Annotated in this window: 17 protein-coding genes; 9 read left to right on the top strand and 8 right to left on the bottom strand. The window is 67.9% G+C overall.

Annotation, left to right across the window (positions count from 1 at the left end; translation table 11 throughout):
• Positions 1–135: 135 nt before the first annotated feature.
• Positions 136–4,020 carry a phosphoribosylformylglycinamidine synthase gene (gene purL / locus RI032_RS06145; protein WP_322547997.1) on the bottom strand — a complete coding sequence of 1,295 codons (3,885 nt, stop codon included), beginning with the start codon at positions 4,018–4,020 and terminating at the stop codon, positions 136–138.
• A gap of 815 nt (positions 4,021–4,835) precedes the next feature.
• Here purL and RI032_RS06150 point away from each other — a divergent pair.
• Positions 4,836–6,935 carry a glycosyl hydrolase family 18 protein gene (locus RI032_RS06150; RefSeq protein ID WP_322547998.1) on the top strand — a complete coding sequence of 700 codons (2,100 nt, stop codon included), beginning with the start codon at positions 4,836–4,838 and terminating at the stop codon, positions 6,933–6,935.
• A 120-nt stretch (positions 6,936–7,055) separates the two neighbouring features.
• Here RI032_RS06150 and RI032_RS06155 read toward each other — a convergent pair whose 3' ends face one another.
• Positions 7,056–7,841, bottom strand: coding sequence for a thioredoxin fold domain-containing protein (locus RI032_RS06155; protein ID WP_010480725.1), 786 nt, complete (start codon positions 7,839–7,841; stop codon positions 7,056–7,058).
• Positions 7,842–7,941: 100 nt separating this feature from the next.
• Positions 7,942–8,919: a site-specific tyrosine recombinase XerD gene (gene xerD, locus RI032_RS06160; RefSeq protein ID WP_010480724.1), complete on the bottom strand. Its 978-nt coding sequence runs from the start codon at positions 8,917–8,919 to the stop codon at positions 7,942–7,944.
• Between the two features lie 56 nt (positions 8,920–8,975).
• On the opposite strand from xerD, the gene RI032_RS06165 reads away from it, so the two are divergent.
• Entirely contained in the window at positions 8,976–9,467 is a 492-nt protein-coding gene (locus RI032_RS06165) for an RDD family protein (RefSeq protein WP_322547999.1), read from the top strand.
• A gap of 90 nt (positions 9,468–9,557) precedes the next feature.
• Here the strand turns inward: RI032_RS06165 and lptG are convergent, their stop codons facing one another.
• Both lptG and lptF read right to left on the bottom strand, forming a co-directional pair.
• Complete coding sequence (gene lptG / locus RI032_RS06170) at positions 9,558–10,664, bottom strand: LPS export ABC transporter permease LptG (protein ID WP_043403322.1); 1,107 nt, start codon at positions 10,662–10,664, stop codon at positions 9,558–9,560.
• A complete protein-coding gene (lptF, locus tag RI032_RS06175; RefSeq protein WP_322548000.1) occupies positions 10,661–11,743 on the bottom strand; it encodes an LPS export ABC transporter permease LptF in 1,083 nt (360 codons plus the stop codon). The genes lptG and lptF overlap by 4 nt, the downstream gene beginning before the upstream one ends.
• A gap of 104 nt (positions 11,744–11,847) precedes the next feature.
• Between lptF and RI032_RS06180 the strand changes: the two genes are divergently transcribed.
• The 4 genes from RI032_RS06180 (at position 11,848) to RI032_RS06195 (ending at position 17,733) form a co-directional block, all read left to right on the top strand.
• The gene (locus RI032_RS06180) at positions 11,848–13,326 is read left to right on the top strand and encodes a leucyl aminopeptidase (RefSeq protein ID WP_322548001.1); all 1,479 of its coding nucleotides are present in this window, start codon (positions 11,848–11,850) and stop codon (positions 13,324–13,326) included.
• 82 nt (positions 13,327–13,408) lie between these two features.
• On the top strand, positions 13,409–13,834 hold the full coding sequence (locus tag RI032_RS06185) for a DNA polymerase III subunit chi (RefSeq protein ID WP_010480719.1): 426 nt from the start codon (positions 13,409–13,411) through the stop codon (positions 13,832–13,834).
• Positions 13,835–13,906: 72 nt separating this feature from the next.
• Positions 13,907–16,735, top strand: a complete 2,829-nt coding sequence (locus tag RI032_RS06190) for a valine--tRNA ligase (RefSeq protein ID WP_322548002.1) — start codon at positions 13,907–13,909, stop codon at positions 16,733–16,735.
• A 176-nt stretch (positions 16,736–16,911) separates the two neighbouring features.
• Positions 16,912–17,733, top strand: coding sequence for an EamA family transporter (locus RI032_RS06195; protein ID WP_197645242.1), 822 nt, complete (start codon positions 16,912–16,914; stop codon positions 17,731–17,733).
• Positions 17,734–17,837: 104 nt separating this feature from the next.
• Here RI032_RS06195 and rimI read toward each other — a convergent pair whose 3' ends face one another.
• From rimI to pssA, 3 genes are read right to left on the bottom strand one after another with little or no spacing between them, the layout of a single operon-like run.
• Positions 17,838–18,335 (bottom strand): ribosomal protein S18-alanine N-acetyltransferase, encoded by a 498-nt coding sequence (rimI, locus tag RI032_RS06200; protein WP_049410561.1) that lies wholly within the window; start codon positions 18,333–18,335, stop codon positions 17,838–17,840.
• The gene (locus tag RI032_RS06205; RefSeq protein ID WP_049482122.1) at positions 18,332–18,841 is read right to left on the bottom strand and encodes a hypothetical protein; all 510 of its coding nucleotides are present in this window, start codon (positions 18,839–18,841) and stop codon (positions 18,332–18,334) included. The genes rimI and RI032_RS06205 overlap by 4 nt, the downstream gene beginning before the upstream one ends.
• Entirely contained in the window at positions 18,838–19,614 is a 777-nt protein-coding gene (gene pssA, locus RI032_RS06210; protein ID WP_005415206.1) for a CDP-diacylglycerol--serine O-phosphatidyltransferase, read from the bottom strand. Before pssA ends, RI032_RS06205 begins: the two co-directional genes overlap by 4 nt.
• A gap of 80 nt (positions 19,615–19,694) precedes the next feature.
• On the opposite strand from pssA, the gene RI032_RS06215 reads away from it, so the two are divergent.
• The 3 genes from RI032_RS06215 to RI032_RS06225 all read left to right on the top strand — a co-directional run bounded on the left by RI032_RS06215 (position 19,695) and on the right by RI032_RS06225 (position 22,944).
• The gene (locus RI032_RS06215) at positions 19,695–20,069 is read left to right on the top strand and encodes a DUF4124 domain-containing protein (RefSeq protein ID WP_029379706.1); all 375 of its coding nucleotides are present in this window, start codon (positions 19,695–19,697) and stop codon (positions 20,067–20,069) included.
• Positions 20,070–20,634: 565 nt separating this feature from the next.
• On the top strand, positions 20,635–22,338 hold the full coding sequence (locus tag RI032_RS06220; protein ID WP_197576562.1) for a proline--tRNA ligase: 1,704 nt from the start codon (positions 20,635–20,637) through the stop codon (positions 22,336–22,338).
• A gap of 222 nt (positions 22,339–22,560) precedes the next feature.
• Positions 22,561–22,944 (top strand): H-NS histone family protein, encoded by a 384-nt coding sequence (locus RI032_RS06225; protein ID WP_049398421.1) that lies wholly within the window; start codon positions 22,561–22,563, stop codon positions 22,942–22,944.
• Positions 22,945–22,976: the final 32 nt, after the last annotated feature.

Here is a 22,976-nt window from a genome sequence, read left to right on the forward strand (position 1 = left end):
ACGAAGTTCCGCCGCATGAAAATCGATGTAACTAGCGGTCGGGACAGGAGTTTCACGCGCGCATAGAAAAACCCGCCGATCAACGGCGGGTTTTTCCGTACGCAGCGGCATTGCGGCCTGCGCAGAACGCTGCGATCAGCCGCACCATACCCGCGCGTTGCGGAACATGCGCATCCACGGCGAGTCACCCTGCCACTCGGCCGGCGCCCAGCTCATGTTGAGCGCGCGCGGCGTGCGTTCCGGGTGCGGCATCATGATGGTGACGCGGCCGTCGCTGCTGGTCAGCCCGGTGATGCCGTCCGGCGAACCGTTCGGGTTCAGCGGGTACTGGCTGGCCACGTTGCCGTTGCCATCGATGTAGCGCAGCGAAACGCGAGCGGCTGCCTGGTCGACGGCATTGTCGAACACGGCCTGGCCTTCACCATGCGCCACCGCCACCTGCAGGCGCGAACCAGCCATGCCACGCAGCAGGATCGACGGCGACTCCACCACTTCCAGCAGCGCGGTACGGGCTTCGAACTGCTCACTGGCGTTGCGGCGGAACTGCGGCCAGTGTTCGGCCCCCGGAATGATGCCCTTGAGCTGGCTCATCATCTGGCAACCGTTGCACACGCCCAGCGCGAAGCTGTCCTCGCGCGCGAAGAACGCGGCAAAGGCATCACGCAGCGCACTGCGCTCCAGGATCGAGGTGGCCCAGCCGCGGCCGGCACCCAGCACGTCGCCGTAGCTGAAGCCACCGCAGGCGACCAGGCCGGTGAAGTCCTGCAATGCCACGCGGCCTTCGATCAGGTCGCTCATATGCACGTCGAAGGCGCGGAAGCCGGCACGTTCGAAGGCGTTGGCCATTTCGATCTGGCCGTTGACGCCCTGCTCGCGCAGTACCGCCACGCGCGGACGCGCGCCGGTGCTGATGAACGGGGCGGCCACATCTTCATTGAGGTCGAAGCTGAGCTTGGGCTTCAGGCCCGGCGCAGTGAAGGCACGGGCGATCTCGCGCTCGGCATCGGCATTGGCCGGGTTGTCGCGGCGCTTCTGCATCGCGTGGGTGACCGACCACCAGGCGTCGAACAGCGCTTCCCAGCGCCATTCGGCCAGGTTCTCGCCGGCCAGCGACACGCGCACCACCGGTGCGGTGGTCGGCTTGGCGATGCGCTGTGCACACTCGATCAGTGCATGGCGCTCGACCAGGTCGGCAAAGGCGGCGCGGTCTTCGCGGGCGATCTGCACCACCGCGCCCAGCTCTTCATTGAACAGGCTGCGGAACGGATCGTCGCCCCAGGCATCGAGGGTGATGTCCAGGCCCAGCCGCGAGGTGAAGGCCATTTCGCACAGCGCGGCGAAGGCGCCGCCGTCGCTGCGGTCGTGGTAAGCCAGCAGCAGGCCGGCCTGGCGCGCATCGCGGATCAGCTCGAAGAAGCCACGCAGGCGCTGCGGGTCATCCAGGTCCGGTGCGGCGCCGGCGAAGGCCGGCAGGTCGCCGTGGTCGGCATGCACCTGCGCCAGGATCGAACCGCCCAGGCGCTGCTTGCCGGCGCCGAGGCCGATCAACCACAGCTCGCTGTCCACATCACGGTCGAGCAGCGGGGTCAGCTGCTGGCGCACGTCGGCCACCGGCGCGAACGCCGAGATCACCAGCGACACCGGCGACACGCTCTTGTGCGCTTCGCCCTGGTCGTGCCACTGCGCCTGCATCGACAGCGAGTCCTTGCCGACCGGGATGCTGATGTCCAGTTGCGGGCACAGTTCCATGCCCACCGCCTTCACCGCGTCGTACAGCAGCGCGTCTTCGCCGGGGTGGCCGGCCGCGGCCATCCAGTTCGCCGACAGCTTGATCTCATCCAGCGCATCGACCGGGGCCGCGCACAGGTTGGTCAGCGCTTCGCCCACCGCCATGCGTGCCGAAGCAGCCGCATCGAGCAGGGCCAGCGGGGTGCGCTCGCCGATCGACATCGCTTCGCCGGCCACGCCGTCGAAGTCGGCCAGGGTGATCGCCACGTCGGCCACCGGCAGCTGCCACGGGCCGACCATCTGTTCGCGCGCGGTCAGGCCACCGACGCTGCGGTCACCGATGGTGACCAGGAAGTTCTTCGAAGCGACCGTCGGGTGCGCGAGCACGCGCAGGCCGGCGTCCTGCAGGTCCAGGCCGCCGGTCTTCAGCGCCGGCCAGCGCGGTGCCGGCGGGTGCGCGGTGTCGCGGTGCATCTTCGGCGGCTTGCCGAACAGCACGTCCATCGGCAGGTCGATCGGCGCATCGGCCGGGGTGTGGCCCGGCACGGCGCCGTAGGCGACCACCAGGTGCTCTTCAGCGGTGGCCACGCCAACGGCAGCGAACGGGCAGCGCTCGCGCGCGCACAGCGCGGCGAACTCGGCCAGGCGCTCCTGGGCCACGCCGAGCACGTAGCGTTCCTGCGATTCGTTGCACCACAGCTGCATCGGCGACAGCGACGGGTCATCGGTGGGCACCTTGCCCAGGTCGATGACACCACCGACGTTCGAGTCGTGCAGCAGTTCGGGGATGGCATTGGACAGGCCACCTGCACCGACGTCATGGAAGAACTTGATCGGGTTGTTGGCACCCATTGCCACGCAGCGGTCGATGACCTCCTGGCAGCGACGCTCCATTTCCGGGTTGTCGCGCTGCACGCTGGCGAAGTCCAGGTCCTCGGCGCTTTCACCGGAGGCCACCGAACTGGCGGCGCCGCCGCCCAGGCCGATCAGCATCGCCGGGCCACCGAGCACGATGACCGCATCACCGGCCTGCAGCGGGATCTTGTCAACCTGTACGCGATCGATCGCGCCGAGGCCACCGGCCAGCATGATCGGCTTGTCGTAGGCGCGGACCAGATCGGCGCCTTCCGACAGCTCGAAGCTGCGGAAGTAGCCGAGCAGGTTCGGGCGGCCGAATTCGTTGTTGAACGCAGCGCCGCCCAGCGGGCCGTCGGTCATGATTTCCAGTGCCGGTGCCATCCGCGGGTTCAGCGCGCGCGGCGCTTCCCACGGCTGCGGCAGTTCCGGAATGCGCAGGTGCGAGACCGAGAAACCGGACAGGCCCGCCTTCGGCTTGCCACCACGGCCGGTCGCGCCTTCGTCGCGGATCTCGCCACCGTTGCCGGTCGATGCGCCCGGGAACGGCGCGATCGCGGTCGGGTGGTTGTGCGTTTCCACCTTGATCTGGAACGCGCTGGGCACCTGTGCTTCGCGGCGGTACTCGCCGCTGGCCGGATCGGGGCGGTAGCGCGACGCCGGATGGCCTTCGATCACCGCGGCATTGTCGCTGTACGCGCTGAGCGTGTGCTGCGGGGTCTGCTGGTGGGTGTTCTTGATCATCCGGAACAGCGAGCGGTCCTGCTCCTGACCGTCGATGGTCCAGCTGGCGTTGAAGATCTTGTGCCGGCAGTGCTCGGAATTGGCCTGCGCGAACATCATCAGTTCGACATCGGACGGCGCGCGGCCCAGCGCGGTGAAGCGTTCGCGCAGGTAGTCGATCTCGTCCTGGGCCATGGCCAGGCCGAGGCGCTGGTTGGCGGCCTCCAGCTGGTCCACCGGCACGCGTTCCAGTTCGCCACGGGCCGGCGCCGAGAACAGCGCCTGGCCCTGCTCCACGGTCTCCAGCACCGACTGCGTCATCGGGTCGTGCAGTGCCTTGACCAGCGCCTGCTGGGCGGCGGCATCGGCCGGCCAGCCCTGCACGTCGATGCGCAGGCCACGCTCGACCCGGCTCACCGGCTGCCCGGCACCGCGGACCAGCTCGGTGGCCTTGCTCGACCACGGCGACAGCGTGCCCAGGCGCGGCACCACGATGCGGCTGACCGCGCCTTCGGCCAGGGCCTCGGCCTGCGGCGCAGCTTCGAGGATGCGGCACAGCGTGGCGAGGTCGGGGGCGGCGCTGCCTTCGGGCTGCACGAAGTAGACGTGCCAGGCACCGCTGATGCGCAGGGAGGGAGCGATGGACTGCAGGCGGGATTCAAGACGTTCGCGGCGGAACGGCGACAGGGCGGGCGCGCCCTCGAGGACCATCATGTCCGGGGAACCGTAGTTGGGAAACGGGCCCGACATTGTACCGGAAGCGGGGGAAGGGCTCTGCCGGGCGGCGCCCGGCACCCGCCGAGGCCAGGGCAACGGCAACGGCCAGAGCAAAAGCTGGGTTGCTGTGGGCTGGCGGGGCGGTGGGGGCCAGCAGGACACGCCGTAAACCCCTCCATGGGGGCTCGATGGCGCCATCCATGGCGCCAACGGTCCTGCTGGCCCCCACCGCCCCGCCTTCGACAGATTTCCGCGATCTGGGGTAGATCCACGCCATGCGTGGATGCTCCCCGGTAGTGCCGGCCGCTGGCCGGCAACCAGGAAAATTTCAGAAATCAGGCATTGAAGAGCGAAGCGACCGGCGTTTGCTTTTGATTTTTTGTTCTGTCTTCCGTGGCTGGCCGCGCAGGAACCTGTCCGTGGCCGGGTGGGTGGGCTGCGCAGGGGCGTAAGCGCCATGGATGGCGCGCCCGAGCCTACAGGGACGTATTCACGGCGTCCCCTGCGCAGCCCACCCACCCGGCCAACCTCCAGAAGCCCGCTGTTCGCGGAAAGCCCCAGCCACGAGGGGCTCCGCCGATGGCCGCCGACCGCGCGCAGCGCGCTCTCCGCCCGATTCCCCGAACCATGCGCTTGCTCACGGATTGACCACACGATTGATGACAACGTTGTCCCTACCTGGCGCCGGACTCTCTCCCCGGCCTCCCAGGTACCTCCGTCCGGCCCCTCCGTCGCCTTCCCGGGCGATGCCCGGACCTGCGTCACGCGCGGCGCCATCGGGGCCCGCGCGCCCTTTGATCGGAGACTTACCCATGTACGACCCGATTGTGCGCAGTGCCGAACGTTCGACCCGAAGCTGTCGTCCCCACCGCCTGGCCTGGCTGCTTGCCCTGGCCGCCGGTGCCGCCGCCCTGCCCGGCCTGGCGCAGGCCGCCAGCTGTGCCGGGGTGGCCCAATGGGACCAGGCCAGGATCTACCGGGCCGGCGATACCCTGCAGAAAGGAGGCGTCCTCTATCGGGCGAACCAGGACATCTGGAACGCGCCGCCGGACCATCCGGCCGGTGCGCCCTACTACACCAACCTCGGCGCCTGCGATGGCAGCGGCGCCAACCAGCCGCCGGTGGTCAGCCTGACCTCGCCGGCCAACGGCGCCACCTTCAGTGCCGGCAGCACGGTCAACGTGACTGCCAACGCCAGTGATCCGGACGGCAGCGTCGCCAAGGTCGAGTTCTTCCGCGATGGCAGCACGCTGGGCGTGGCCACCAGTGCGCCGTACGCGGCCAGCTGGGCCAATGCCAGCGCCGGCAGCCACACCCTGCGCGCGGTGGCCACTGATAACAACAACGCCACCAGCAGCACCGCGACCATCACCATCACCGTCAACGCCGCCGGTGGCGATACCACCGCACCGAGCGTGCCGGGCGGGCTGGCGGTCGGTACGCGCACCGCCAACAGCATCGCACTCAGCTGGAACCCGTCCACCGACAACACCGGCGGCAGCGGCGTGGCCGGCTACGACGTGTACCGCAACGGCAGCCTGGTCGGTTCACCGTCCAGTGCCAGCTATGTCGACGGCGGGCTGACTGCCTCCACCACCTACCGCTACCGCGTGCGCGCCCGCGACAACGCCGGCAATGCGTCGGCACAGGGCACCGAGATCAGCGCCACCACGCTGGCCGGTGACGGTGGCACCACCGGCAAGCGGGTCATCGGCTACTTCACCCAGTGGGGCATCTACGGCCGCAACTACCGGGTCAAGAACATCGACAGCAGCGGCTCGGCCGCACGCCTGACCCACATCAACTACGCGTTCGGCAACGTGCGCAACAACCGCTGCGAAGTGGGCATCACCCAGCCGTCGGATCCGAACAGCGGTGCCGGTGGCGACGCCTTCGCCGACTACACCAAGGCCTTCAGTGCCGCCGAGAGTGTCAGCGGCAGCGCCGATACCTGGGACCAGCCGCTGCGCGGCAACTGGAACCAGCTCAAGCAGCTCAAGGCCAAGTACCCGGGCATGAAGGTGCTGATCTCGCTGGGTGGCTGGACCTGGTCGCGCGGCTTCTCCAGCGCGGCGCGCCCGGAAAACCGCCAGGCCTTTGTCGCCTCGTGCATCGACGCCTACATCAAGGGCAACCTGCCGGTGACCGACGGTGCCGGTGGCGCCGGTGCCGCGCTGGGCGTGTTCGACGGCATCGACATCGACTGGGAATACCCGGTGGCCTGCGGCATCGAATGCGGCAAGCCGGAAGACAACGCCAACTTCACCGCACTGATGGCCGAGTTCCGCCGCCAGCTCGATGCGGTGCGTCCGGGCCTGTTGCTGACGGTGGCGGTGGGCGCCGGCATCGACAAGATCCGCGTCACCGATCCGGCCGCGTACCACCCGTACCTGGACTACATCAACGTGATGACCTACGACTTCCACGGTGCGTGGGATGCGAAGACCAATCACCAGTCGGCGCTGTTTGATTCGCCGAATGATCCGTCCACCGGCGACCAGAAGCTGTACAACAGCAACGACGCCATCGAGGCCTTCATCAGCCGAGGCGTGCCCGCCGCCAAGCTCAACCTGGGCATCGGCTACTACGGGCGCGGCTGGACCGGTGTGGCCAACGCCAACAACGGCCTGTACCAGACCGCCACCGGCGCCGCGCCGGGTACCTACGAGGCCGGCATCGAAGACTGGAAGGTGCTGAAGAACCTGGCGTGGCCGGGCTACACCGACAACACCGCCGGTGCCACCTGGATCTACAACGGCAGCACGCTGTGGAGCTTCGATACCCCGGCCAACATCACCCGCAAGATGGGCTACGTGAAGACCCAGGGCCTGGGCGGCGCGTTCGTCTGGGAGTTCAGTGGTGACGATGCACAGGGCACGCTGACCAAGGCGGTCAGTGATGGCCTGAAGTAAGAAAAAAGCCGGGGGTGCTGCGCGCCCCCGGCTTCCTACCTGTAGAGCCGAGCCCATGCTCGGCTGCGGAAACATCAGCCGAGCATGGGCTCGGCTCTACAGAAACAAGGTCGGCGGCGATCAGCGCTTGGCCGACAGCTTTTCCAGCGCCGCGCGCAGCTGCGCCGGCGGCAGGTAACCGCCCAGCTGGGTACCGTCCGGCGCGAAGATCGCCGGCGTCCCGTTCACGCCCAGCTGCTGGCCCAGTGCGTACTGCATCGCCACCGGGTTGGTGCAGTTCTTGGCCGGCACATTGCCACCGCGCTTGGCATTGGTCAGCGCCTGGCGGCGATCCGCTGCACACCAGACCGAGATCATGTCGGTGTAGTCCTTGCTGCCCAGCCCCATGCGCGGGAACGCCAGGTACTCGACGGTGATGCCGTTGCGGTTGAGCTCGGCGATGTCCTGGTGCAGCTTGCGGCAGTAGCCACACTCGATGTCGGTGAACACGCTGATGGTGTACTTGGCATTCGGCGCGGCGAACACGATGCGGTCGCCATGGTTGGCCTTGGCCAGCAGATCGCGGCGGTAGCCGAGCAGGCCTTCGCTGTTGGCCGGGCCCTTGGCGCGGGTGTCGTAGGGCTGCGACTGGAACAGGTAGCGGCCATCATCGGACACGTACAGCAGCTGGCCGGACACGACGACCTCACGGAAGCCGGGGAACGGTGCAGCACCGATGTAGTCCACCTGGAAACCGGGGTTCAGCGCGGTCAGCGCGGCGCGCACGGCCTGATCGGCCGACGCGTTGGCGGCCGGGCTGGCCTTGGCCGCAGCGGTGGCGGGTGCCTTGGCAGCTGGCGGGGCCGGCTGGGCGCAGGCGGTCAGGCTGAGCGCACCGAACACGGCGGCGATGGCAAATCGGAGCATGGAGCGGTCCGCGGCAGAAGAAGACCCCGGATTCTGACACAGCTGCCGCGACCGGGCCGCGACACCGCCCGACGCTTGAGGCCGGGGTTCAGGCCTGCGCTCAGCCGCGCGGATGGTGGCGTGCGTGCAGCTTCTGCAGGTGTTCGCGGGCCACCAGGGTGTAGATCTGGGTGGTCGACAGCGAGCTGTGGCCGAGCAGCATCTGCAGCGCGCGCAGGTCGGCACCGCGGTTGAGCAGATGCGTGGCAAAGCTGTGCCGCAGGCCATGCGGGCTGATCCGCGCCGGATCGATGCCGGCCACCTGGGCGTGGCGCTTGACCAGATGCCAGAACGCCTGGCGGGTCAGCGCATGCAGCGTCGGCTCGACGAACAACGGTGTCTGCCCGTCTGCCAACGCGTGCACCTTGCCCTTGCCGACCAGCAGCGGGCGCGACTGCTGCAGGTAACGCTCCAGCCAGTGCTGCGACTCCTCACCCAGCGGCACCAGCCGTTCCTTGCTGCCCTTGCCGGTCACCCGCAGCACGCCCTGGCGCAGGTTGACCGCGGTGGCGGGCAGCAGCACCAGCTCGCTCACGCGCAGGCCGGCGGCATACATCAGCTCCAGCATGGCCCGATCGCGCAGGCCCAGCGGGCTGTCGACATCCGGTGCTGCCAACAGCGCGTCGATCTGGCTCTCGGCCAGCGCCTTGGGCAGCAATCGTGGCAGCTTGGGCGGATCCAGCAGCGCGCTGGGATCCTCGCTGCGTTCGCCGCGGCGCACGCCATCGGCGAAGAACGCCCGCAGCGCCGACAGCAACCGCGCATTGCTGCGCGGTGACCAGCCGTGGCGGGTACGCCAAGCCAGATAGTCGAACAGGCCGGGACGCTCGATGCCGGCCAGGCCACCATCGCGCCCGTCCATCCAGCGTGCCAGCCCTTCCAGGTCGCGCCGGTAGCTGTCGAGGGTGGCGCGGGCCAGGCCGTTCTCGGCCCAGATCGCATCGAGGAAGCGCTGGATGCGCACGCTGTCATCGGCGCGCAGCTCGGGCAGTTGCTGCACCAGCTGGCGGCGTTCGGCGGGGGTGGAAACAGAGGCCATGCGTGCAGGATACGAGGGCCACTGCGGATGCGGCCAGCATTGCGTATGCTCGGCGCATGTCCCGCCCCGTCATTGATACGGCCCCTGCGGCCGCTACAGAGCTGCCCCGCCCGCGCGCATTGCTGCTGTGGCGCGCGCTGGCGATGGTCTACGACGCGCTGCCGGTGCTGGCGCTGTGGATGCTGGCCGGCACCCTGTTCACCCTTGCCTACACCTTCAGCGGCCATGACCAGCGCGAGAACATCGCGCCGTTCAGTGCCTGGCAGTGGCTGCTGTGGGCGGTGTGCTGGGCGATCACGGGGTGGTACGCGACGGCAAGCTGGCGCCGCGGCGGGCAGACGCTGGGCATGCGGCCGTGGCGGCTGAAACTGCACGCCAGCGATGGCGCGCCGCTGCGGCGCAGCCAGCTGTGGCTGCGCTTCGCCGTGGGCACGCTGTCCCTGCTGCTGGGTGGACTGGGATTCTGGTGGGCGTGGGTCGATCGCGAACGCCTGACCTGGCATGACCGCGCCAGCGGTACCCGCCTGGTGCGGATGCCGAAACGGTAAGGCGCTGTCTGTAGAGCCGAGCCCGTGCTCGGCTGCTTTCCGCACTGTACGTGACAGCCGAGCACAGGCTCGGCTCTACAACAACCAGAATCAGCCCGACTTGCGCCGGAACAGCAGTCCTGACACCGCCAGCATCACGATCGGCGGCAGCGCATAGGCAATGCGGTAATCGAACTTCAACGCGCCGGCCATGCGCCCGAAGAACAGCTGCAGCAGCCAGAAGCCCAGCGCGAACAGGATGCCCAGGAACAGGCGCTTGCCCATGCCGCCGCTGCGCAGCGAACCGAACGCGAACGGCACCGCCGCCAGGCATAGCGCCAGCACGTTCACCGGGTAGAACCAGCGGCTCCAGTACACATCCTCGAAGTCGCGCGCATCCAGCCCGTTGCGCTGGCGATAGGCGATGCTGGTGCTCAGTTCGGCCACGCTGAGGTTGCGCGGCTTGGCGATGCCGGTGGCCAGCGCCGCCGGATCCAGCGAAGAATTCCACGCTTCGCGCGCCACTTCCTCACGCGTGGCCGAGCGTTCACCAAAGGTGTCCCGGCGCACGCCCGTCAATACCCAGCCATCCTTGTCATGCTCGACGGTGGCAGCATGGGTCAGCGAGGCGATCCGGCCGTCTTCAGCGATGTGATACAGGCGCACGTCGCGCAGGATCAGGCGCGTGCCCTTGTCGCCAACCAGCTGCTCCTCGCCACTCTGCGCATTGAGGAAGGTATCGCCCTCGCGTGCCCACAGGCCCGAATAACGGCTGGTGGCGATATCCCGCCCCCACTTGGCACTGGACTTCAACGCATCGGCACGGTCTTGGCCCCAGGGGCCCAGGGTCTCGGCGCTGAGCACCATCACCGCGGTCAGCAGCGACAGCGCGATCGCCACTGAAACGCTCAGGCGCTTGCGCGACAGCCCCAGTGCACGCAGCGCGGTCAGCTCCGAGGTCGCCGCCAGCTGGCCCAGGCCCATCAGTGCGCCGATCACCGCGGCGGTGGGGAACATGGTGTAAGCGCGGCGTGGCACCGTATACAGCACCCAGGCGGCGGCATGGCCCAGGGTGTAGCCGTTCTTGCCGATGTCCTTGAACTCGCCGGAGAACGCCATCACCACGTCCAGGCCGACCAGTACGGCCCACGTCAGCAACACGGTGGTGAACACCGACCGGCCCAGGTACAGGTCGAAACGCATCGGGCGCAGCCTCATGCGCGGGCTCCCTTCGGGCGGCCCAGGCGGCCATCACGTGCATACATCCAGATGGCCAGCGCCAGCAGCGGCAGGGTCAACCACCACAGGCCGAGCGCAGCGGGGATCTTGCCGTTGGCGATCCAGCCGCTGCCGATGAACATCAGGTTGGTGCCGACCATGTAGGCCATCAGCGCCAGCATCATGCGGCCGTAGCGCTGCTGGCGCGGCGAGCTGCGGCCCAGCGGCACGGTCATCAGGGCGAACGCCAGCGCGATCAGCGGCGGGGCCAGGCGGCGGTGCAGCTGCGCCTGCGCCTGCGGACGCTCATCGCCGATCAGCTGCAGGGTCGGCATCAGTTCCGGGTCATCCTCGGTGCGGGTCTGCGCGCCATCGGGCAGGGCCACGTCATTGCGGGCGAAGGTCGCCAGGCGGTAGTCCAGCGCACCGGCTACAGGCCCTTCCACCTGGTGGCCGTCATCCAGCTCCAGGAAGCGCTGGCGGGTACCCTCGAAGAACATGCGACCGCCATTGGCCGACACCACCTCCAGGCGGTCATCCTTCTGGCGCTGCAGAAACACGTTGCCCAGCTGGGTGCCATCGGGCGAGATCGAGGACAGGTAGACCACGCCGCCATTGGGCAGCGGGGTGAAGCGGCCCGGCTCCAGGCCGGCCATCAGCACGCTGCGGTTGGCCTCGATGATCATCTGCTCGGCCACCCGGCCGGCCCAGGGGCCCAGCCACAGCGAGCAGGTGCCGACCAGCACCACCACCGGCACCACCAGCATCAACAGCGGCCGCAGCAGGCGCTTGGGGCCCACGCCAATGGCGGTGATGACCGCCATTTCCGAATCGCGGTACAGGCGGGCGATGGCCAGCAGCAGGCCCAGCATCAGTGCCAGCGGCAGGATCAGCGGCAGGTAGGCGATGAACTGCAGGCCCAGCTGCGAGAACAGCAGCTTGGCCGGCAGCCGCCCGTCGGCGATGTTGCCGAGGATGTCCACCAGCACGCCGCCCACGCTGACCACCAGCAGGACGATCAGGGTAGCCAGGAAACTCTGGACGAAATCGCCCAGCAGGTATCGGTCGAGCTTCAGCATGGGGCGGTGGTTTAAACTCTGGGGTTCGTTCGCGGTGCCGCCCAGTCTACTGTCTGGGCGTAAACGGCCTGCGATTGTACGGACTCGCCAATGGAATCTGCTCAATGGCCCTCGAATTCACCCTGAACCACGTTGCTCCGGCCGCCGCCGCCGTTGATTGCCTGGTGGTCGGCGCCTATGCCGACCATACCCTGACCCCGGCCGCACAGGCCCTGGACGCCGCCAGCGGTGGCCGCCTGGCCGCCCTGGCCCAGCGCGGCGACCTGTCCGGCAAGACCGGCGCCACCACCCTGCTGCATGACCTGCCGGGCGTGACCGCCCCGCGCGTGCTGGTGGTCGGCCTCGGCGAAGTCGCCCGTTTCGGCGTGCCGCAGTACCTGAAGGCCGTCGGCGACGCCGTGCGCGCGCTGAAGGCCGGTGCTGCCCGCAACGCACTGTTCACCCTGTCCGAAGTAGCCATCAAGGACCGCGACGCGGCCTGGGCGATCCGCCAGGCGGTGATCGCCGCCGATCACGCCGCCTACCGCTACACCGCCACCCTGGGCAAGAAGAAGGCCGACGACGCCGGCCTGGCCCAGCTGGCCATCGCCGGTGACGACGCGCAGGCCCTGGCCCAGGGCCAGGCCATCGCCGCCGGTGTCGAGTTCGCCCGCGAGCTGGGCAACCTGCCGCCGAACTACTGCACCCCGGCCTATCTGGCCGAGGTGGGCGTGAAGTTCGCCGGCGAGCATGACGGTGCCGAAGCCGAGATCCTCGACGAGCACCAGATGGAAGCGCTGGGCATGGGTTCGCTGCTGGCCGTGGCCCGTGGTTCGGCCAACCGCCCGCGCCTGGTGGTGCTGAAGTGGACCGGTGCTGGCGACGCCAAGCCCTATGTACTGGTCGGCAAGGGCATCACCTTCGATACCGGTGGCGTCAACCTGAAGACCCAGGGCGGCATCGAAGAAATGAAGTACGACATGTGCGGTGGCGCCAACGTCATCGGCACCTTCGTCGCTGCGGTCAAGGCCAAGCTGCCGCTGAACCTGGTGGTGGTGGTGCCGGCGGTGGAAAACGCCATCGACGGCAACGCCTACCGTCCGTCCGACGTGATCACCTCGATGTCGGGCAAGACCATCGAAGTGGGCAACACCGACGCCGAAGGCCGCCTGATCCTGTGCGACGCGCTGACTTACGCGCAGCGCTTCGAGCCGGCCGCGCTGGTCGACGTCGCCACCCTGACCGGTGCCTGCATGGTCGCCCTGGGCCACCAGACCGCCGGCCTGATGAGCAAGCACGACGACCTGGCCAACGAGCTGCTGGCGGCCGGCGAGCACGTGTTCGACCGCGCCTGGCGCCTGCCGCTGTGGGACGAGTACCAGCCGATGCTGGATTCGACCTTCGCCGACGTCTACAACATCGGCGGCCGCTGGGCCGGTGCGATCACCGCTGGCTGCTTCCTGTCGCGCTTCACCGAAGGCCAGCGCTGGGCCCACCTGGACATCGCCGGCGTGGCCAGCGATGAAGGCAAGCGTGGCATGGCCACCGGCCGCCCGGTCGGCCTGCTGAGCCAGTGGCTGCTGGACCAGGCCGCCCGCGCCTGATGCCGTACCCGACCCTGGCCGGCGCCCGCCGGCCGGGGCCTCGCCCGGCACCGCCGGAACCCTGCCTGACCCGGACCCTGCCATGCCCCGCGCCGACTTCTACCTGATCGCCAAGCCCCGCTTCCTGACCGAGCCGTTGCGCCTGGTCTGCGAGCTGGCACGCAAGGCCAACGACGCCGGGCTGTTCACCCTGGTGCTGGCCCGCGACCAGGCCCAGGCCGAGGAGCTGGACGAACTGCTGTGGGCGTTCGACAACGACGCTTACATCCCGCACCAGATCGCCGGCGAGGACATGGACGAGGAAGAAGCGCTGGTGCTGATCGCCGTACCCGGCACCGGGGCACCGGCGCGTCCGCTGGTGATCAACCTGCGTGATGAACCCTGGCTGGGCGAGTGCGAGCGCGTGCTGGAAGTGGTTCCGGCCGACCCGGAAGCGCGCGAACCGCTGCGCGAACGCTGGCGCCAGTACAAGGCCGCCGGTTACGACCTGAACAAGCACGACATGTAAGCGCGCCCCGGCCCCCTTGATGGGCCGCCGCCGCGCCCTGATCCTTCAACGATTACCTCCTGGTTCCCCCGCATGACCCAACTCGCCTCCAGCTACGACCCGAAGTCCTTCGAGACCGACCTCTACGAGGCCTGGGAGAAGGCCGGCCACTTCAAGCCGTCCGGCACGGGCGAGCCGTACACCATCCTGCTGCCGCCGCCGAACGTAACCGGCACCCTGCACATGGGCCACGCGTTCCAGCAGACCCTGATGGATGCGCTGGTGCGCTACCACCGCATGCGTGGCTACGACACGCTGTGGCAGGTCGGTACCGACCATGCCGGCATTGCCACCGAAATGGTGGTCAGCCGCAACCTGGCGCTGGAAGGCAAGGGCGAGACCCGCGATTCGCTGGGCCGCGAGGGCTTCATCGGCAAGGTCTGGGAGTGGAAGCAGCAGTCCGGCGACACCATCGAGCGCCAGATGCGCCGCCTCGGCACCTCCGCCGACTGGTCGCGCAGCACCTTCACCATGGACCCGCAGCCGTCGGCCGCCGTCAACGAAGCCTTCGTGCGCTGGTACGAGCAGGGCCTGATCTACCGTGGCCAGCGCCTGGTCAACTGGGACCCGGTGCTGAAGACCGCCATTTCCGACCTGGAAGTGGAGAGCGCCGAGGAAGACGGCTTCCTGTGGTCGATCGCCTACACGCTCGATGACGGCCTGAGCTACGAACACGTCGAGCGCGATGCCGACGGCGTGGAAACCCTGCGCGAGACCCGCGACTACCTGGTGGTCGCCACCACGCGCCCGGAAACCCTGCTGGGTGATACGGCGGTGATGGTGCATCCGGAAGACGAGCGCTATGCGCACCTGATCGGCAAGCAGGTGGTGCTGCCGTTGACCGGCCGCCGCGTGCCGGTGATCGCCGACGATTACGTGGACCGTGCGTTCGGCACCGGCGTGGTCAAGGTCACCCCGGCGCACGATTTCAACGACTATGAAGTGGGCGTGCGCCACAGCCTGCCGATGATCAACCTGTTCACCCCGGTGGCGGCGCTGAATGAAAACGCACCCGAACGCTTCCAGGGCCTGGACCGCTACGCCGCGCGCAAGGCCGTGCTGGCCGAGCTGGAAGACCTGGGCATCCTGGTCGAGACCAAGGCGCACAAGCTGCAGGTGCCGCGCGGTGATCGCACCGGCCAGGTGATCGAGCCGTACCTGACCGACCAGTGGTTCGTGAAGATGGACGACCTGGCCAAGCGTGGCCTGGAACTGGTCGAGGACGGAAGCATCGCCTTCGTTCCGCCGAACTGGATCAACACTTACCGCCACTGGATGAACAACATCCAGGACTGGTGCATCAGCCGCCAGCTGTGGTGGGGCCACCGCATTCCGGCGTGGTTCGACGCCGCCACCGGCAACTGCTACGTCGGTCGCAGCGAAGACGAAGTGCGCGCGAAGAACAACCTCGGCAGCGACGTGGTGCTGAACCAGGAAAGCGACGTGCTGGAGACCTGGTTCTCCTCGCAGCTGTGGCCATTCTCCACCCTGGGCTGGCCGAACGAACAGGCGATGGCCGAGCGCGGCTTCGACCGCTACCTGCCGTCGTCGGTGCTGATCACCGGCTTCGACATCATCTTCTTCTGGGTGGCGCGCATGATCATGGCCACCGACAACCTGGTCGGGAAGATCCCGTTCAAGGACGTCTACTTCACTGGCCTGATCCGCGACGGCCAGGGCCAGAAGATGTCCAAGAGCAAGGGCAACGTGCTCGACCCGCTGGACATCATCGACGGCATCACCATCGACGACCTGGTCGCCAAGCGTACCGGCGGCCTGATGCAGCCGAAGATGGTGGAGAAGATCGAAAAGGCCACCCGCAAGGAATTCCCGGACGGCATTGCTGCCCACGGTGCCGATGCGCTGCGCTTCACCATCGCCGCGCTGGCCACCCACGGCCGCGACATCAAGTTCGACATGAACCGCGCCGAGGGCTACAAGAACTTCTGCAACAAGCTGTGGAACGCCAGCCGCTTCGCGCTGATGAACACTGAAGGTGCCGCGTTCACCGGCGTGCCGAAGCCGCGCACCGATGCCGAGCGCTGGATCCTCGCGCGCCTGGCCGCCACCACTGCCGAAGCGCAGGGCCATTTCGCCGCCTACCGCTTCGATCTGCTGGCACAGTGCCTGTACGAGTTCGCCTGGAACGCGTTCTGCGACTGGTTCCTGGAACTGAGCAAGCCGGCCCTGAACGGTGCCGACGGCGCCGATGCCGAAAGCACCCGCCACACCCTGCTGTACGTGCTGGAAGCGCTGCTGCGCCTGCTGCACCCGCTCACGCCGTTCATCACCGAACAGCTGTGGCAGCAGCTGGCCCCGCGCCTGGGCCTGGCCGAAACCACGCTGTCGCTGCGCCCGTACCCGACCGCGGCCGAGTTCGAGGGCGATTTTGCCCAGGCCGAGGCCGACGTGGAATGGCTGAAGGCCGTGATCACTGCCGTGCGCCGCGTGCGCAGTGAACTGAACGTGGCCCCGTCCAAGCTGGTGCCGCTGCGCCTGCAGGCCGGCCTCGAACTGGACCGCGTGCGCATCGAACGCTTCAGCGCCTCGCTGTCGTTCCTGCTGAAGCTGGACAGCATCCAGTGGCTGGCCGAAGGCGAAAGCGCACCGCCGGCTGCCGCTGCGATCGTGGGCGAGCTGAAGCTGCTGGTGCCGCTGGAAGGCCTGGTCGATCTCGACGCCGAGCGCGTGCGCCTGGACAAGGAAATCGCCCGCGTCGAAGCCGAAAAGGAAAAGAGCGAGACCAAGCTGGCCAGGTTCACCGACAAGGTGCCACCGGCGGTGGTCGAGCAGGAACGCGTGCGCCTGGTCGACTGGAACACCCAGCTGGCCGGCCTGCGCGAGCAGCGCGCGAAGCTGTAAGCACCATGCTGGTGGGTGCGGACCTCGGTCCGCACTGAGCGATGTGCCAACCAAGGTTGGCACCTACCCTGCCTCGCTCTGGTGGGTGCGGACCTTGGTCCGCACCGAGCGATGTGCCAACCAGGGTTGGCACCCACCAAACCCGGAACATTTTCCCGACATGGCATCATCGCCCGATGCCTCTGCCCATTTTCCTGCTGGTCCTCGCGGCCGCGGCCCTGCATGCCAGCTGGAATGCGATCGTCAAGCGCGGACCAGACAAATTCCTCGGCACCGTGCTGGTCACGGGCAGCGCCGCACTGCTGTCGGCGGCCGCCCTGCCCTTCCTGCCGTTCCCGGCCGCGCACTGCTTGCCGTGGCTGGGCGCGTCGGTGCTGTTGCAGGTGACGTACTACAGCCTGGTCGCACGCTGCTACCAGCAGGTCGACATGAGCCTGGCCTATCCCCTGATGCGTGGCAGCGCGCCGATCCTGGTTGCGCTGGCCGGCACCCTGCTGGGCGAACCATTGCCAGCTGCCGCTTGGCTGGGCGTGGTGCTGGTGAGCACCGGCATCCTGTGCATGGCACTGGGTGCGCGTGGCGGCCAACTGCGCTTGCCACTGCTGACCGCAGCGATGATCGCCACCTACACCCTGGTCGACGCGCAGGGTGCGCGCCAGTCCGGCAGCGCGCTCAGCTACACGCTGTGGTTGTTCCTGCTGTCGGGCATTCCCCTGCCATTGTGGGCGCTGTACACCCGGCGCGGCGCGGTGCTGGACTATGCGCGGCAGCATTGGCCTCTCGGTCTGGCCGGCGGCGTCGGCACCACGGCGTCCTATGCAATGGCGTTGTGGGCGATGACCCAGGCGCCGGTGGCGATGGTCTCCGCGCTGCGTGAGTCTTCGATCCTGTTCGCGCTGCTGATCTCGGTGTTCCTGCTGCGCGAGCGCATACCGCGCGCACGCTGGCTGGCGGCGGCGCTCATCGTAGGCGGTGTATTGGCACTGCGGTTGGCGTGAGCAATGCGTGCCAACCAAGGTTGGCACCTACCACGGCAGGTGATGTGTCGATGACAGCGGAGATCCATCGGTAGTGCCGGCCGCTGGCCGGCAACCCTTCCCGGTTACAGCGGCGGCATCGCCTGCAGGTCGCCGTCGACCAGTTCGATCGCCATCACCACCGCGTCCTCTCGGCCCTGTGCGGCCGGGTAGTAACGCGGGCGGCGGCCGATCTCGTTGAAGCCTTCGCTGTGGTACAGCGCCAGCGCCGGCGCGTTGGACGGACGCACTTCCAGGAACACCCGCTGCGCGCCACGGTCGCCGGCCAGCTGCACCAGCGCCCGCAGCAGTTGCCGCCCGAGGCCACGCGACTGCGTGAACGGATCGATGCAGATGTTCAGCACATGGGCCTCGTCGGCGGCGATGCTGAGCACGCCGTAGCCGATCAGCTGGCCATCGCGCTCCATCGCCAGGCCGGGATAACCGGCACGCAGGCAGTCAACGAAGATGCCGCGGGTCCAGGGAAACGGATAGCCGCGTACTTCAATCGCCATCACCGCGTTGAGGTCGCTCTCGCGCAGCGCACGCAGGCTGACCGGACCGGGCTGGCTGACCGCACTCATGGCGTGCCCCGCTTGCGCAGGGTGCGCAGCTGCGGCCACAGCGCGCGCTTGGCGGCCGGGTCCTGGCGCAACTGGTCCAGCGGCCAGCTGTCCATCAGCGCCTGCGTGGCCGGATCGTTGGGGTTGCAGCCGGACGCGCGCAGCAAGGCGATCTGCAGGCGATCCGGCAGCCGCACCACCGGCTGCCGGGCATTGCCGCCGGGCAGCGGGCGGGCAGCGGCGGGCGCGGTGTCCGGTGCGCTGACCGGGGTCTCGCGACGCGGGGGTGCCGGACGCTCCTGGCGGGAAACGGGTGTGGCCGCAGCCAGAGGCTCACGCGCGGGTGCGGTGGATGCCCGCGCCTGCTCCGCCGCTGGCGCGGCAGCCGTCTCGGCTTCGGCCACGCTCAGCTGCAGCGCGGCATCCAGCTCGGCGGCCAGCTGACCGTCGTGATAGACGGTGTAGCCCATGGCCTGCAGCCAGGCCTGCTGGGCCGGTGACCACAGCACGGGCAGGTCCTGGCTCACGCGGCCTCGGGCTTCTTGCGCAGGCGCTGCACGGCCCACATCACCGGGCCGGACAAGGCGTACAGGATGCCCACCGCGAACAGCACGCGCGGCAGGTCGATCACCGCGATGGCGATGGCCACCGGCACCAGGGCGAGCACCAGGAACGGCACGCGATCCGAACGGGTGCCCTTGGCAGCGCCGCCCTTGAAGCTCCAGAAGCGGATACGGCTGACCATCAGCAGCGCAGCGATGATCGTCACCGCCAGCGCCACGTAGCGCAGCTGGTTGCCGTCCCAGCCCAGGTTGCCATCGGCAAACGCCCAGACGAAGGACATCATCAGGCCCGCTGCGGCCGGGCTGGCCAGGCCAACGAACCAGCGCTTGTCGACCACCGCCACCTGGGTGTTGAAGCGGGCCAGGCGCAGTGCCGCGCAGGCCGCATACAGGAAGGCCACGGCCCAGCCGACGCGGCCGAGCAGCGGATCATCGAACTTCAGCCACGACAGCGACCAGTGGTACATCACCAGTGCCGGGGCCATGCCGAAGCTGACCAGATCGGCCAGCGAGTCGTACTGCACGCCGAATTCGCTGCTGGTACCGGTCAGGCGCGCCACGCGCCCATCCAGGCCATCCATCACCGCTGCCACGAACACGGCGATGCTGGCGTTGACGAAGTCCCCGTTGGCCGCGGCGATGATCGCGTAGAAGCCGGCAAACAGGCCGGCGGTGGTGAACAGGTTGGGCAGCAGGTAAATCGTGCGCGAACGCGGCGGCGGTGTGATCGGGTCCATGGAATCCAGTTTAATCGACTTGCCAGTGCTCGGCGCCAATGCTGCAATCGGCGTTCTACGCCCATTCCGTGGAGTTTGCCATGCGTGCCCTGTCCTGCCTTGGATGCCTGCTGCTGTTGGCCAGTGCCAACGTCGTGGCCGGCCCGGTCTATAAATGGAAGGACGCCAATGGCGTGACCCAGTATTCGGAGACCCCTCCGGCGGGCAGGAAATTCGAGACCCGTGCGCAGGCGCGCAGCCCACAGGCTGCGGCCAGCGCCGAGACCCCGGCCGCACCGGTGCCCGAGCAGTGCAGCACAGCCCGGGCTAACCTGGCCCTGCTGGACGGTGGCGGCCAGGTGATGCAGGACACCGATGGCGATGGCAAGGCCGATACCCCGTTGGCTCCGGAACAACGCAGTGCGCAGAAGGGGTTGGCGGAGGCCGCCATCAAGGCTTACTGCCCGGCAGAGTGAGGGTATCGGCAGGGCTTGCAGCCCTGCACCCGCAGAGGCAATAGCAAGGGCAACGTCAAAAGCGGGCATTCCGTGGAATGGCGGGGCGGTGTCGGATTGCGGGGACGCCGCAAGTACGTCCATGTAGGCTTGGCAGCCGCATCCATGCGGCTGACACCCCGCAATCCGACACCGCCCCACCCCCGACAGATTCCTGGTGGTCCGTAGATCCACGCCATGCGTGGATGAATCTCCATTGAAATCGAATATTTCGGGAGTTGACCGAACAGCAGCCGAGCATGGCTCGGCTGCAGAGATGCAGGCAGATCGCAGGAAACTGTCGAAGGCGGGGTGGGTCCGGTGGCAGGGGTGTGAGCGGCATGGATGCCGCGACCAAGCCCCCATGGACGGGTTTACGGCGTCCCCTGCCACCGGATCCACCCCGCCATCCCACAGGAAGCCCGCTGTTGCTGTTGCTGTTGCAGTTGACGTTGCTTGAGGCGGGTGCAGGGCGCAGCCCTGCCGATACCCCTCCCCCCGGCCGGGCTGGCAGAATAGGCGTCTCTGCCGTTATCCGAAGCCGACGATGCGCCTCTCCCAGTTCCACCTGCACACCACCAAGGAAACCCCCAGCGACGCCGAGCTCACCAGCCACCGGCTGATGCTGCGCGCGGGCATGATCCGCAAGCTGGCATCGGGCCTGTACACCTGGTCGCCGCTGGGCCTGCGCGTGCTGCGCAAGGTCGAGCGCATCGTGCGCGAGGAAATGGACCGCGCCGGTGCCGTGGAATTCCAGATCCCGACCATCCAGCCGAAGGAACTATGGGAGCAGACCGGCCGCTGGCAGAAGTTCGGCCCGCAGCTGCTGAAGATCAAGGACCGCAAGGACCAGGTGTTCTGCTACAGCCCGACCGCCGAAGAAGCCGCCTGCGACTTCGCGCGCAGCGAGCTGTCCAGCTACAAGCAGCTGCCGGTCAATTTCTACCAGGTGCAGACCAAGTTCCGCGACGAGATCCGTCCGCGCTTCGGCGTGATGCGTTCGCGCGAGTTCCTGATGAAGGACGCCTATTCGTTCCACCTGCACGATGAGTGCCTGGTGCGCGAATACGAGAACATGAAGTCGGCCTATAGCCGCATCTTCACCCGCCTCGGCCTGGACTTCCGCATGGTGCAGGCCGACTCCGGTGCGATCGGCGGCGATGCGTCGCAGGAATTCCACGTGATCGCCGATTCCGGCGAGGACGCGCTGGTGTTCTCCACCGGTTCGGACTACGCGGCCAACATGGAAGCGGCGATTGCCGCCGATCCGGCACCGCGTGCCGCCGCCAGCGAAGCCATGCGTAAGGTCGACACCCCCACCCAGAAGACCTGCGAGGACGTCGCGGCCCTGCTCGGCATCGCCCTGCAGCGCACGGTGAAGTCGGTGGCGCTGATCGCTGGCGAAGGCAAGGCACAGCAGTTCGTGCTGGTGCTGGTCCGCGGCGACCATGAGGTCAACGAGATCAAGCTGGCCAAGGTTGCCGGCCTGGACGAACAGCGCTTCGCCAGCGAAGCGGAAATCGCCGACCATCTGGGCGCCGTGCCGGGCTTCCTCGGCCCGGTCGCCCCGGCCAAGGCCATCCGGGTGGTGGCTGATCGCGAAGTGGCGGCGATGTCCGACTTCGTCGTCGGCGCCAACGAAGCCGGTTTCCACCTGGCCGGCGTCAACTGGGGCCGCGACCTGCCGGAACCGGAAGTGGCCGACATCCGCAACGTGCGTGCCGGTGACCGCGCGCTGGACGGCGGCGAACTGAAGATCGCCCGTGGCATCGAAGTCGGCCACGTGTTCCAGCTGGGCCGCAAGTACGCCGAAGCGCTGGATGCCACGGTGCTGGACGAGAACGGCAAGGCGGCGGTGATGGCGATGGGCTGCTATGGCATCGGCATCTCGCGCGTGGTGGCTGCCGCGATCGAACAGAACCATGACGATGCCGGCATCATCTGGCCGGACGCGATGGCGCCGTGGCAGGTGGTGGTGTGCGTGATCAACCCGAAGGGCGACGCTGCCGTCGCCGATGCAGCGTCCAACCTGCTGCAGGAACTTCGCGACGCCGGCCTCGATGCCGCGCTGGACGACCGTGGCCTGCGCCCGGGCGCGATGTTCGCCGACATGGAACTGATCGGCATCCCGCACCGCGTGGTGGTCAGCGAACGTGGCCTGGCCGCCGGTACCTACGAGTACCGCTCGCGCCGCGCCAGCGAAGCGGAAAGCCTGGACAAGGCCACCCTGCTGCAGCGTCTGCAGGACTGATCAGGAAAAGACCGGGGCATGCCCCGGTCTTTTACTAGCTGACGCCCATTTGAGCAATATTGCAGCGGACATAATCCGGTCAAAATAGACGCAATGCAGCCGGGATGCTGCCAGGCCATGACCCGCCTGCATTTGTGCTGGGATTAATTCATCTTTATTCTGTCCCGCGACGCCATGGACTGGCTCGTCCCGTCCACTTATTAGTTTCCGGAGTAACCGTAAATGAGCATTGACCTGACCGGCCTGTCGGCACGCGAGCTGGGCGCCCTGATCCGTACCGCCAAGAAACAGCAGACCATCGTCGCCAAGCGCCGGCCGATCACCAAGGTCCGGGCACAGCTGACCAAGCTGGCCAAGACCGAGGGTTACACCATCGAGGAACTGTTCGGCGACGCCCCGGCCCCGCGCGCGCGCAAGGTGGCCAAGGCCGCCAAGGCACCGTCGAAGACCGCTGGCCGCAAGCTGGGCAAGGTTGCTCCGAAGTACCGCAACCCGGCCAACCCCAAGGAAACCTGGACCGGTCGTGGCAAGCAGCCGCGCTGGATGGCCGAGCTGACCGCCAAGGGCAACAAGAAGCCGGAAGATTTCCTGATCAAGAAGGCCTGAGGCCGGATTGGAATGCGATGAAAAACGCCGGC

Origin of the sequence: Stenotrophomonas geniculata, assembly GCF_034508895.1 — a bacterium.
GTDB lineage: Bacteria > Pseudomonadota > Gammaproteobacteria > Xanthomonadales > Xanthomonadaceae > Stenotrophomonas > Stenotrophomonas geniculata.